This is a genomic window from Burkholderia sp. B10, from assembly GCF_004368385.1.
In the GTDB taxonomy this organism is placed as follows: domain Bacteria; phylum Pseudomonadota; class Gammaproteobacteria; order Burkholderiales; family Burkholderiaceae; genus Burkholderia; species Burkholderia vietnamiensis.
Genome location: NZ_PQMX01000002.1, coordinates 63,160 through 75,675, shown reverse-complemented (window position 1 = coordinate 75,675; position 12,516 = coordinate 63,160). Strand labels below are relative to the sequence as shown.

Genomic DNA, 12,516 nt, shown 5'->3' with positions numbered 1-12,516 from the left:
GTCGAGTATGCGGCCGGTAGGGCGGAAGGCGTCGTGATCGAGCCGAGCGGCACGACGCCGCAACGGCGGTCGTTGCGCTCGCCCGCGGGCGAGCGCGCGCTCAGCGCTTCAGCTTCGCGAACGCCGCAGCCATCGCGCCGGCCGGCTCCGGCTCGCGCGAGCGTTGCGGGCGGGCCGCGCCGCGGCCGGCGCTGCCGCGGTCCTGGCCGCCGCGCGGCGCGCCGCCGCCGGGGGCGGCAGCTTCGTCGTCCAGGCGCATCGTCAGTGCGATGCGCTGGCGCTTCACGTCGACGTCGAGCACCTTGACCTTGACGACCTGACCGGCCTTCACGACTTCGTGCGGGTCCTTGATGAATTTCGTCGACATCGCGGACACGTGGACGAGGCCGTCCTGATGCACGCCGATGTCCACGAACGCACCGAACGCGGCGACGTTGGTCACGACACCTTCGAGCAGCATGCCGGGCATCAGGTCGGACACCTTCTCGACGCCGTCGCGGAACGTGGCGGTCTTGAATTCGGGCCGTGGATCGCGCCCCGGCTTTTCCAGCTCGGACAGAATGTCGCGCACGGTCGGCAAGCCGAAGCGCTCGTCGACGAATTCAGCCGGCGACAGGCCCGACAGCGCGTCGCGACTGCCCAGCACGTCGTCGATGCGCTTGTTGATCTTCGCGAGAATCCGCTCGACGACCGGGTAGGCCTCCGGGTGCACCGACGAGCGATCGAGCGGATTCTCGCCGCCGTTGATGCGCAGGAAGCCGGCTGCCTGTTCGAAGGTCTTGTCGCCGAGACGCGGCACCTTGCGCAGGTGGTCGCGCGACGGGAACGGGCCGTTCGCGTCGCGGAAGTCGACGATGTTGCGGGCGAGCGTCGCATTCAGGCCCGACACGCGCGCGAGCAGCGCGACCGACGCGGTATTCGCGTCGACGCCGACCGCGTTCACGCAGTCCTCGACCACCGCGTCGAGCGAGCGGGCCAGTTCGCGCTGGTTCACGTCGTGCTGGTACTGGCCGACGCCGATCGCCTTCGGCTCGATCTTCACGAGTTCGGCGAGCGGGTCCTGCAGGCGCCGCGCGATCGACACGGCGCCGCGCAGCGACACGTCGAGGTCCGGGAATTCCTTTGCGGCCAGCTCGGACGCCGAGTACACCGACGCACCGGCCTCCGATACGACGATCTTCTGCAAGCGCAATTCCGGATGCTTGGCGATCAGTTCGCTCGCGAGCTTGTCGGTTTCGCGCGAAGCGGTGCCGTTGCCGATGCTGATCAGCTCCGCTTGCGTCTGCGCGGCGATGCGCGCGAGCTTCGCGAGCGAGCCGTCCCAGTCGCGGCGCGGCTCGTGCGGGTAGATCGTGTCGGTTGCGAGCAGCTTGCCGGTGCGATCGACGACGGCGACCTTCACGCCCGTGCGCAGACCGGGGTCGAGGCCGATCACGGCCTTCGGGCCGGCCGGCGCGGCGAGCAGCAGATCCTTCAGGTTGCGCGCGAACACGCGGATCGCCTCGGCTTCGGCCGTCTCGCGCAGTTGCGTGAGCAGCTCGTTCTCGATATGCGGCTGCACCTTGACGCGCCAGCACCAGCGGCATACGTCGGACAGCCATTTGTCGGCCGGCCGGTTCTGGTTCGCGATGCCGAAATGGCGCGCGATCATCGCTTCGCCCGGGTGCGGAACCTGCGCATCGAGTTCGTCGCCGAGGCCGAGCTTCACGGTCAGCACGCCGGCGTTGCGGCCGCGGAACAGTGCGAGCGCGCGGTGCGACGGCACGGTGCGGAGCGTTTCCGAGTAGTCGTAGTAGTCGCGGAACTTCTCGCCTTCCTCGTTTTCCTTGCCCTCGACGACGGCCGACGACACGACGCCCTGGCTATGCAGGTAATCGCGCAGCTTGCCGAGCAGCTCGGCCGTTTCGCCGAATTGCTCGGACAGGATGTCGCGTGCGCCGTCGAGCGCCGCCTTGACGTCGGCGACGCCCTTGTCGGCGTCGACGTATGCGGCGGCTTCCGTCTGCGGATCGAGCAGCGGGTTCGCGAGCAGCGCGTGCGCGAGCGGCTCGAGGCCAGCTTCGCGGGCGATCTGCGCGCGCGTGCGGCGCTTCGGCTTGTACGGCAGATAGAGATCTTCGAGCACCTGCTTGCTGTCGGCCGCGTCGATCGCGGCGCGCAGCTCGTCGGTCAGCTTGCCCTGTTCGTCGATGCTCGCCAGGATCGTCGCGCGGCGATCCTCGAGCTCGCGCAGATACAGCAGGCGTTCCTCGAGCTGGCGCAGTTGCGTGTCGTCCAGATTGCCCGTCACTTCCTTGCGGTACCGGGCAATGAACGGAACGGTCGAGCCTTCGTCGAGGAGTTGCACCGCCGCCGCGACCTGGCGCGGCTGGACGGACAGTTCGGTGGCGATGCGCTGTACGATCTTGAGTGCTACGGTTTCCGTCATGTCGTGGATGATCTGCCTGGCTGAAATCGCGGCGCGGGCCGGCAGGCCGTGCTGGCGGCCTGCAACACGGGCCCGCCGGACCGATGCCGCGGGTGAGTGAAGCGGGGCATTTTGCCATAAATGGCGGAGCGTCCAGCCGGGCGGTGATAGAATTTGACCCATGTCCCGCAGCTTTCCTACGACGTTGCCAACTTCCCGCATTTCTCTCGTCGCGCTCGGCGCAGCGCTGGCCGCCGCTTTGTCCGGCGGGTCTGCCGCCGCGTATGCGCAGGCGTCGGGCGCAGCCGCGCCGGATCTCGCAGCCGCCGCGCCCGTCGCCGCTTCCGCCACGCAGGATTTCGACGCCCGTCAAAAAGTGCTCAATCAGCGCTCCGCAGAAAACGATTATCGTTATGCGGTGGCGGAGCACGATTGCTACAGCAAGTTCTTCGTCAATCACTGTCTCGGCAATGCGCGCGACCGGATGCGCGAGGAGCGGGCGAGCATCCGCCAGGAGCAGCTCGCGCTCGACGACGAGCAGCGCGCGGTACGGGCGCAGCAGCGCGACCAGCAGCAGGCGCTGAAGCAGGCGCAGAACGCGGCTGAGGCGCCGCAGCGCGCGGCGACCGACGCGGCGAACGCGGCCGCGTTCCGCGACAAGCAGGAGCAGAATGCACTGAAGCAGGCGCAGCGCGGTGCGGAGGCGCCGCAGCATGCGGCGAGCAAGCAGGCATACGACCAGAAGCAGGCGGATTTCCAGCGCAAGCTCGACCAGGCGCATCAGCAGGCCGCGCAGAAGGCGCAGGAGCGCGCGGACAACGCGACGCGCTATGAGCAGAAGCAGCGCGAAGCCGCCGAGCACAAGGCCGATGTCGCGCGGCGTCAGCAGGAAGCGGCCGAGAAGGCCAAGCAGAAGCAACAGCTGGGGCAGTAACGTGTTGGATTGAACCGGAGTCAGTCTCGTGCGTGCCGGCACGCCAGCCGGCGCGCTGCTTCGATGAGGAGGCGCATATGCAAAACCGTCCCACGGAACAGCAGCAGGAATTGCACAACCGTTTGGCTGCACTGCAGGAGCAGCATCGGCAGCTCGCTCGGGAGATCGAGCTGAAGGAAGGACACTCCGACATCGACGACGTCACGTTGCACCGCCTGAAGAAGGAAAAGCTGGCGGCCAAGGACAAAATCATTTTGCTGCAATCGCAGCTGGAACCGGATAAGCGCGCCTGAGCGCGGCCTGGCAAGCGCCGGCGCCGCCCGGGCGCTGGACACAGGAACGCTTGCCTTGAACTCACCGCTTGAAGCCAATCCCGATGCCCGGCGTGACACGTCGTCCGCCGGGCGCGCCCGCGCGCCCGCAGGCACGTTCGAGCTGAGCCGCAAGCGCGTCGACGAGCTCGATACGATCTTCGGCGCCGACGGGCTGCTCGCGCGCGCGCTCGACGGCTATCATCCGCGCCAGTCCCAGATCGAGATGGCGCGGGCGGTGGCGTCGGCGATGGAGGCGTCCGCGCGTCGGATGCCCGATCCGGAAATCTTCGAAACCCGCAAGCGGCCGGCGCGCCGCCTCGGCGAAGGCGCCGCTGACAAGGCAGCGCAAGCCGGCGCGGACGACGCCGCGGCCGAGGCCGACAGCGACGCCGCGGACAACACGCTGATCGTCGAGGCCGGCACCGGCACCGGCAAGACCTACGCCTACCTGGTGCCCGCGATGCTGTGGGGCGGCAAGGTGATCGTGTCGACCGGCACGAAGCACTTGCAGGACCAGCTGTTCCAGCGCGACATCCCGACCGTGCGCAACGCGCTGGCGGTGCCCGTGACGGTCGCGATGCTCAAGGGCCGCGCCAACTACCTGTGCCATTACTACCTGCAGCGCACCGCCGACAACGGCCGCCTGCCGTCGCGGCAGGACACCGCGTATCTGCAGGAGATCGTCCGTTTCGCGAAGGTGACGAAGAGCGGCGACAAGGCCGAGCTCGCGAGCGTGCCGGAGACGGCGCCCGTGTGGTCGATGGTCACGTCGACGCGCGACAACTGCCTCGGCCAGGAGTGCCCGCATTACAAGGAGTGCTTCGTGATGCAGGCGCGTCGCGAAGCGCAGCAGGCCGACATCGTCGTGGTCAACCATCACCTGTTCTTCGCGGACATCATGCTGCGCGACACCGGGATGGCCGAACTGCTGCCGAACGCGAACACGGTGATCTTCGACGAAGCGCACCAGTTGCCGGAGACGGCCACGCTGTTTTTCGGCGAGACGCTGTCGACCACGCAGATCCTCGAACTGGCGCGCGATACCGTCGCCGAGGGCTTGAGCCATGCGCGCGATGCGGTCGAGTGGGTGAAGCTCGGCGGCGATCTGGAGCGTGCCGCGCGCGATCTGCGGCTCGCGTTCGCGAACGATCAGATCGTGCGCATGTCGCTCGCGCAGCTCGGTGACGATCACCCGATGTTCGCCGCGCTCGACGCGCTCGAGGTCGCACTCGATGCGCTCGCCTCGGCGCTCGCGGGGCAGGCCGAGCGTGCAGAATCGCTCGGCGCATGCCTGCGGCGCGCGCGCGAACTGCAGGCGCTGCTGGCGGGCTGGGTCGCGCCCGGCGCCGCGCAGGCGGCAGCGGATGCCGACGCGCGAGCGGCCGGCAACGACGGGGCTGCCGACGACCCGAACGAGAAGGTGCGCTGGGTCGAAGTGTTCGCGCATACGGTCCAGTTGCACGAGACGCCGCTGTCGGTCGCGCCGATTTTCGCGAAGCAGCGCGCCGGCGTGCCGCGCGCATGGGTGTTCACGTCGGCGACGCTGTCCGTGCGCGGCGACTTCACGCACTACGCGGCGCAGATGGGGCTCAGCTCGCGCCGCTCGATGACGCTCGCGAGCCCGTTCGACTATCAGACGCAGGGGCTGCTGTACGTGCCGCGCAACCTGCCGCAACCGTCGTCGCCCGGATTCACCGACGCGGTGTTCGACGCGGCGCTGCCGGCGATCGAGGCGTCGGGCGGCGGCGTGTTCATGCTGTGCACGACGCTGCGCGCGGTCGACCGGATCGCATCGAAGCTGCGCGACGTGATCGAGTCGCGCGGCTGGAAGACGCCGCTGCTGGTGCAGGGCGACGCGAGCCGGACCGAGCTGCTCGATCGCTTTCGTGCGTACGGCAATGCGATCCTGGTCGGTAGCCAGAGTTTCTGGGAAGGCGTGGACGTGCGCGGCGATGCGCTGTCGCTCGTCGTGATCGACAAGCTGCCGTTCGCGCCGCCCGACGATCCGGTGCTGGCTGCGCGGCTCGACGCGCTGACCAAGAAGGGCCTCAGCCCGTTCGCCGTGCATCAGCTGCCGCAGGCGGTGATTACGCTGAAGCAGGGCGCCGGCCGCCTGATCCGTGCCGAAACCGACCGCGGCGTGCTGATGATCTGCGACACGCGGCTCGTGGACAAGCCTTACGGCCGTCGGATCTGGCAGAGCCTGCCGCCGTTCAAGCGCACGCGCGAGATCGCGGTCGTGCAGGACTTCTTCGACGATCATCGCGCCGGAAAAGGCGCGTGATCGAGGCGCCCCGCTGCACGGGCGTCGGCAACAAAAAACCCGGCTCGATGGCCGGGTTTTTTGTTGCTGCGGCGAGCGACGCTCAGAACTGCCACCACGACCGCTTCGCGCCGGGGCGTGAATGGCCGGTGATGTACGGGCTGTCCGGGAACGTTCCTGCGAGCACGCGCTTCGTATCTTCCGCGAGCTGCGGCTGGTTCAGCTTGCCGTACGACAGGACCATGATGTGCAGCGCGTCCTCGATCGCCGGCGCGCCCTTGTAGTCCTTGATCGCGAGCTGCGCGCGGTTGATCGCCGCGACGTACGCGCCGCGCCGATAGTAGTAATCGGCCGCATGCACTTCGTGCGACGCCAGCGCGTTGACGATGTAGCGCATCCGCGCGGCGGCGTCGGGCGCGTATTTGCTCTTCGGATAGCGGTCGACGACGACCTTGAACGCATCGTACGACTCGCGCAGCGCCTGCGGGTCGCGCTCGCTCATGTCCTGGCCGGAGAAGCGGCCGAACAGCCCGAGATCGTCGTTGAAGTGGATCATCCCCTTCAGGTAGTACGCGTACGGGATGTCCGGGTGATCGGGGTGAAGCTGGATGAAGCGGTCGACGGCCTGATCGGCGGCGGCCGCTTCGTTGTCCTTCCAGTTGCAGTACGCGACGTTGATCTGCGCCTGTTGCGCGAAATGGCCGAACGGATCGCGGCCTTGCAGCGATTCGAAATATTTCGCGCATTTGCCCCAGTCGCCGCCGGACAGTGCGTCCTGGGCCTCTGAGTATAATTTGTTGTTCGACCAGGTAGCCGTCTCGTCCTGCTTCTGCGGCAAGCCGTGGCAGCCGGCGATGAGGGCCGCGGCCGCTACCGCCGCAGCTCGGGCGGCGACGGTTTTGGCCGTACGTTTGGTCGAATTCATCATGCTCGCATGTCCTAGCTTCAAGTCTCGGTGACCCAGTCTAAATGACCCGTTCAAGTTCGCAGAATGCCCCGCGGGGCAAGTCAGATCGCGAAGATTATAGCCCAAGCGCCCGGCCCGCCGACGCTGCATCGGGGGATTCCGTCGCTGACGATCTGCCCGCCGCTGCGTTGCAGCCGGCTGCCGGCCCGTCGGCGGCGGCCGACGCTGCGCCGCGCGTCGTCGAAGTGCCGCTGTCGCTCGCCGGCGAGCGCCTCGACAAGGCGCTCGCGCAGTTGTTTCCCGAATTCTCGCGCAGCCGTCTGCAGAGCTGGATCGAGGCTCAGCGCGTGCTGATCGACGGCGCGCCGGCGAAGATCCGCCAGCCCGTGCCGCTCGGCGCGAAGATCGAGCTCGTGCCCGATCTGCTTCCGGAACAGCTCGCGTTCGCCGCGGAGCCGGTGCCGCTCGACGTGATCTACGAGGACGACGCGCTCGTCGTCATCAACAAGCCGGCCGGCCTCGTCGTCCATCCGGCCGCCGGCAACTGGAGCGGCACGCTGCTGAACGGCTTGCTGCACCGCTACGGCGACGCGGCGGCCGGCCTGCCGCGGGCGGGCATCGTCCACCGGCTCGACAAGGAAACGTCGGGGCTGATGGTGGTCGCCCGCACGCTCGCCGCGCAGACGGATCTCGTGCGCCAGCTGCAGGCGCGCACGGTGAAGCGTCGCTACTTCGCGCTCGTGTGGGGCACCATGCCCGAGGAAGGCACGATCGACGCGCCGATCGGGCGCGATCCGCGCGAGCGCACGCGCATGGCGGTCGTCACCGGCGCGTCGGGCAAGCCCGCACGCACCCATTTCCGCACGGTTGACACATGCGTGTGGCAACGTCAGCCGGTGTCGGCGATCCAGTGCGACCTCGAAACCGGCCGCACGCACCAGATCCGTGTGCACTGCTCGCATGCGGGCCATCCGTTGCTCGGCGATCCGGTCTACGGGCGCGCACGCGGCAAGCGCTCGGTCACGCCGCTGCCGAACGGCTTCGCACGTCAGGCGCTGCACGCATGGCGGCTCGGTCTCGTGCATCCGGTCACGGGCAAGACGATGCAGTGGCGCTGCCCGTTGCCGGACGACATGAACGAGCTGGTCGCCGCACTCGGCTTCGGGCAGGGCGACGACGAGTTCGACGACGACGGCATATACGACGATGACGACTTCGGCGGCGAATATCACGACGATGAGTCGTATCAGGACGACGAGGAGGAGTGAGTGCCGATGACGAATCTGGCGCCGTTGACATGGCACGACTGCGTGCGGCCCGACTGGCAGGTGGCGCCGCGCGTGCGCGCGCTGATCACCACGCGCGACGGCGGCGTGAGCGAAGGCCCGTACGGGCGGTGGCAGGCGGGCGCCGCGTTGCCGGGCGGGATGAATCTCGGCCTGCACACGGGTGACGAGCCGGCGCACGTCGCCGAGAACCGCGCGCGTCTGCTCGCGCTCGCGGGGCAGTCGCAGGCGGCGTGGCTCGAGCAGGTCCACGGCGCGCGGATCGTGCGCGCGGACGAGGTGATCGACGCCACGCAGCACACGAGCGCGCCCGTGCAGGCCGACGCGAGCGTGACGGATCGCGCGGGCGTGATGTGTGTCGTGATGGTCGCCGACTGCATGCCGGTGCTGCTGTGCGACGCGCTGGGCCGCGCGGTGGGCGTGGCCCATGCCGGCTGGCGCGGGCTGGCCGCGGGCATCGTCGAGCAGACGGCGGCCCGCGTCGCGGCGCTCGCGGGCGGCGCGGCCGGTGAACTCCACGCCTACCTCGGCCCGTCGATCGGTCCGCATGCGTTCGAAGTGGGCGCCGAGGTGCGCGACGCGTTTCTCGACACGGCTGCGCAGTCGGAGCATGATGACACGCGGCAAGCGTTCGTCGCGATCGACGGCGCGCCCGGCAAGTACCTCGCCGATCTGCCCGCGCTGGCGCGCGTGCGGCTCGCGCGCGCAGGCGTCGTGCGCGTCAGCGGCGGAACCGCCTGCACGGTCGCCGAACGCACGCGCTTCTATTCCTATCGGCGCGATCGTGTGACCGGGCGGATGGCCGCAGCGATCTGGCTGTCCGATTGACACCGGGTCGCGCACTTGCGCGCGCCGCGTGTTGCGCCGCAAAATCGGTTTGTCTCGATATTACCGACGCAATGCGGCGCGGCATGCACACTGGAATGAATAATCGCAAACGCGAGTCACCGAAAATGTTTTATGTTTCCGCGCAAGCCTTGTCCTGCCTGTCGCGCGACGATTATCTCCGGGCAGAAATGTTCGGTCCTTTGATGTGGCGCTTCACATGGGGAAAACGATAATGATAAAAATACCGCACTGCGGCAGAATCTGGAGACGCCTCTCCAGAGCATGACGGCCCGGCTCGCAGCCGGCATGCCGCGCGCGAGCAGGATTTCACGATTGACGCTCACGAATCACCGGTAAGGCAGGTAATGACAGCATCGAAAAATTCGTCGACGTCCGCTCAGGCGGGCACTTCCGCGGGCAGTACGGGCTTCGATCAGGCTGCCCAGCCGATGCAGCAGATGTTCGAGTCGTGGTTGAATGCATGGCGCGGTTTTGCCGATCCGGCGCGCGCGGCCACCGCGGCGAGCGCGGCGAATCCGTTCGCCGCATTCCAGTTCCCGACAGCGCTTCCGTTCCAGATGCCGGCGATGCCCGACCTCGCGGGCCTCGGCAATTTCGCTTCGCCGTTCGCGGGGCTGAAGCTGCCGGTCGCCGCGATCCCGCCGGAGCGGCTCCAGAAACTGCAGGCCGACTACGCGCGCGACTGCATCACGCTGATGCAGCAGGCGAGCGCCGCGAAGCTCGAATCTCCCGAGTTGAAAGACCGCCGCTTCAGCGGCGACGCATGGAAGGCGTCGCCCGCGCACGCGTTCGCGGCGGCGTGGTATCTGCTCAATGCGCGTTATCTGCAGGAGCTGGCCGACGCGCTCGAGACCGATCCGAAAACGCGCGAGCGCATCCGTTTCGCGGTCCAGCAATGGACGGCCGCCGCCGCACCGAGCAACTTCCTCGCGCTCAATCCCGATGCGCAGAAATCGATCCTCGACACACAGGGCGAAAGTCTGCGTCAGGGGATGATGAATCTGCTCGGCGACATGCAGCGCGGCAAGATCTCCCAGACCGACGAATCGCAGTTCGTGGTCGGCAAGAATCTCGGCTGCACCGAAGGCGCGGTGGTCTACGAGAACGACCTGATCCAGCTGATCCAGTACAACGCGAAGGCGGACAAGGTATTCGAGCGGCCGTTGCTGATCGTGCCGCCGTGCATCAACAAGTTCTACATCCTCGACCTGCAGCCCGAGAACTCGCTCGTCGCGCATGCGCTGTCGAGCGGCCACCAGGTGTTCCTCGTGTCGTGGCGCAACGCCGATGCGTCGGTTGCGCACAAGACCTGGGACGACTACATGAACGAAGGGCTGCTCGCGGCGATCGACGCCGTGCAGCAGGTGAGCGGCCGCGAGCAGATCAACACGCTCGGCTTCTGCGTCGGCGGCACGATGCTCGCGACGGCGCTGGCGGTGCTCGCGGCGCGCGGCGAACATCCGGCCGCGTCGATGACGCTGCTGACCGCGATGCTCGACTTCACCGACACCGGCATCCTCGACGTGTTCGTCGACGAGGCGCACGTGCAGATGCGCGAGCAGACCATCGGCGGCAAGAACGGCACGGCGCCGGGGCTGATGCGCGGCGTCGAGTTCGCCAACACGTTCTCGTTCCTGCGGCCGAACGATCTGGTGTGGAACTACGTCGTCGACAGCTACCTGAAGGGCCGCACGCCGGCCGCGTTCGACCTGCTGTACTGGAACAGCGACTCGACGAGCCTGCCCGGGCCGATGTACGCGTGGTATCTGCGCAATACCTACCTCGAGAACAAGCTCCGCGAGCCGAACGCACTGACGGTTTGCGGCGAGCCCGTCGACCTGTCGCGCATCGACGTGCCGACCTTCATCTACGGCTCGCGCGAGGACCACATCGTGCCGTGGCAGACGGCCTACGCATCGACGTCGATCCTGACGGGCCCGCTGAAGTTCGTGCTCGGCGCATCGGGCCACATTGCCGGCGTGATCAATCCGCCGGCGAAGAAGAAGCGCAGCTACTGGGTCAACGACGGCGATCTGCCCGAAGCCGCGGACGACTGGTTCGCGGGCGCGACCGAGCAGCCGGGCAGCTGGTGGACCACCTGGGTGGAATGGCTCGACCAGTACGGCGGCCGCAAGGTGGCGCCGCCGGCGCAGCCGGGCTCCGCGCAGTTTCCGGTGATCGAGCCGGCGCCGGGCCGCTACGTGTTGCAGCGCGATTGACGAAAGCCGGGCAGCGGCGCACGCTGTTCGGCGCATAACAGTTTTTTTAACAGGGTCGGTGGCGACGCGCCGTGTCGTGCGGGCCCGGAGGAAACGGAAATGACGGACGTAGTGATCGTATCGGCCGCGCGGACCGCGGTCGGCAAATTCGGTGGTTCGCTCGCGAAGGTTGCGGCACCGGAGCTGGGCGCGACGGTGATTCGCGCGGTGCTGGAGCGCGCAGGCGTGCAGCCCGATCAAGTGAGCGAAGTGATCATGGGCCAGGTGCTGGCGGCGGGCTCGGGGCAGAACCCGGCGCGTCAGTCGCTGATCAAGGCCGGGCTGCCGACGGCGGTGCCGGGCATGACGATCAACAAGGTGTGCGGCTCGGGCCTGAAGGCGGTGATGCTGGCGGCGAACGCGATCGCGGCGGGCGACGCGGAGATCGTGATCGCGGGCGGCCAGGAGAACATGAGCGCGGCGCCGCACGTACTGCCGGGCTCGCGTGACGGGTTCCGGATGGGCGATGCGAAGCTGGTCGACACGATGATCGTCGACGGGCTGTGGGACGTGTACAACCAGTACCACATGGGCATCACGGCGGAGAACGTCGCGAAGGAATACGGGATCACGCGCGAGGAGCAGGACGCGTTCGCGGCGCTGTCGCAGAACAAGGCGGAAGCCGCGCAGAAGGCCGGCCGCTTCGCCGACGAAATCGTGCCGGTGTCGATTCCGCAGCGCAAGGGCGAGCCGCTGCAGTTCGCGACCGACGAGTTCGTGCGTCACGGCGTGACGGCGGAATCGTTGGCGGGGCTGAAGCCGGCGTTCGCGAAGGACGGCTCGGTGACGGCGGCGAACGCGTCGGGGCTGAACGACGGCGCGGCGGCGGTGCTGGTGATGTCGGCGCAGAAGGCGCAGTCGCTGGGGCTCACGCCGCTGGCGCGCATCAAGGCGTACGCGAACGCGGGCGTGGATCCGAGCGTGATGGGCATGGGGCCGGTGCCGGCGTCGCGGCGCTGCCTGGAGCGCGCGGGCTGGACGCCGGGCGATCTGGACCTGATGGAAATCAACGAGGCGTTCGCGGCGCAGGCGCTGGCGGTGCACAAGCAGATGGGCTGGGACACGTCGAAGGTGAACGTGAACGGCGGCGCGATCGCGATCGGTCACCCGATCGGCGCCTCGGGCTGCCGGATTCTGGTGACGCTGCTGCACGAGATGGTCAAGCGCGATGCGAAGCGCGGGCTGGCGTCGCTGTGTATCGGCGGCGGGATGGGCGTGGCGCTCGCGGTGGAGCGCGCGTAAGCGGTCGTCCGTAATCGGCCGAACCGATCCGGGCGCCGGCCGAAGCCGCAATCGGC

Annotated in this window: 9 protein-coding genes; 7 read left to right on the top strand and 2 right to left on the bottom strand. The window is 68.1% G+C overall.

What is annotated here, in order from left to right:
* Positions 1-100: 100 nt before the first annotated feature.
* Positions 101-2,428 carry a Tex family protein gene (locus C3Y15_RS01495; RefSeq protein ID WP_034195410.1) on the bottom strand — a complete coding sequence of 776 codons (2,328 nt, stop codon included), beginning with the start codon at positions 2,426-2,428 and terminating at the stop codon, positions 101-103.
* A 160-nt stretch (positions 2,429-2,588) separates the two neighbouring features.
* Between C3Y15_RS01495 and C3Y15_RS01490 the strand changes: the two genes are divergently transcribed.
* The 3 genes from C3Y15_RS01490 to C3Y15_RS01480 all read left to right on the top strand — a co-directional run bounded on the left by C3Y15_RS01490 (position 2,589) and on the right by C3Y15_RS01480 (position 5,939).
* Positions 2,589-3,341: a hypothetical protein gene (locus C3Y15_RS01490; RefSeq protein WP_124259648.1), complete on the top strand. Its 753-nt coding sequence runs from the start codon at positions 2,589-2,591 to the stop codon at positions 3,339-3,341.
* A gap of 77 nt (positions 3,342-3,418) precedes the next feature.
* Positions 3,419-3,634 carry a YdcH family protein gene (locus C3Y15_RS01485; RefSeq protein WP_011884953.1) on the top strand — a complete coding sequence of 72 codons (216 nt, stop codon included), beginning with the start codon at positions 3,419-3,421 and terminating at the stop codon, positions 3,632-3,634.
* A 55-nt stretch (positions 3,635-3,689) separates the two neighbouring features.
* Positions 3,690-5,939, top strand: coding sequence for an ATP-dependent DNA helicase (locus C3Y15_RS01480; protein ID WP_059991394.1), 2,250 nt, complete (start codon positions 3,690-3,692; stop codon positions 5,937-5,939).
* Between the two features lie 82 nt (positions 5,940-6,021).
* Here the strand turns inward: C3Y15_RS01480 and C3Y15_RS01475 are convergent, their stop codons facing one another.
* Complete coding sequence (locus tag C3Y15_RS01475; protein WP_011884951.1) at positions 6,022-6,846, bottom strand: outer membrane protein assembly factor BamD; 825 nt, start codon at positions 6,844-6,846, stop codon at positions 6,022-6,024.
* A 41-nt stretch (positions 6,847-6,887) separates the two neighbouring features.
* Here C3Y15_RS01475 and C3Y15_RS01470 point away from each other — a divergent pair, with 41 nt between their 5' ends.
* The 4 genes from C3Y15_RS01470 (at position 6,888) to C3Y15_RS01455 (ending at position 12,460) form a co-directional block, all read left to right on the top strand.
* Entirely contained in the window at positions 6,888-8,093 is a 1,206-nt protein-coding gene (locus tag C3Y15_RS01470; RefSeq protein WP_034195412.1) for an RluA family pseudouridine synthase, read from the top strand.
* 6 nt (positions 8,094-8,099) lie between these two features.
* The gene (gene pgeF / locus C3Y15_RS01465; protein WP_011884949.1) at positions 8,100-8,939 is read left to right on the top strand and encodes a peptidoglycan editing factor PgeF; all 840 of its coding nucleotides are present in this window, start codon (positions 8,100-8,102) and stop codon (positions 8,937-8,939) included.
* A 365-nt stretch (positions 8,940-9,304) separates the two neighbouring features.
* Positions 9,305-11,179 (top strand): class I poly(R)-hydroxyalkanoic acid synthase, encoded by a 1,875-nt coding sequence (gene phaC / locus C3Y15_RS01460; protein ID WP_124259649.1) that lies wholly within the window; start codon positions 9,305-9,307, stop codon positions 11,177-11,179.
* Positions 11,180-11,278: 99 nt separating this feature from the next.
* Entirely contained in the window at positions 11,279-12,460 is a 1,182-nt protein-coding gene (locus tag C3Y15_RS01455) for an acetyl-CoA C-acetyltransferase (protein WP_041493836.1), read from the top strand.
* Positions 12,461-12,516 lie beyond the last annotated feature (56 nt).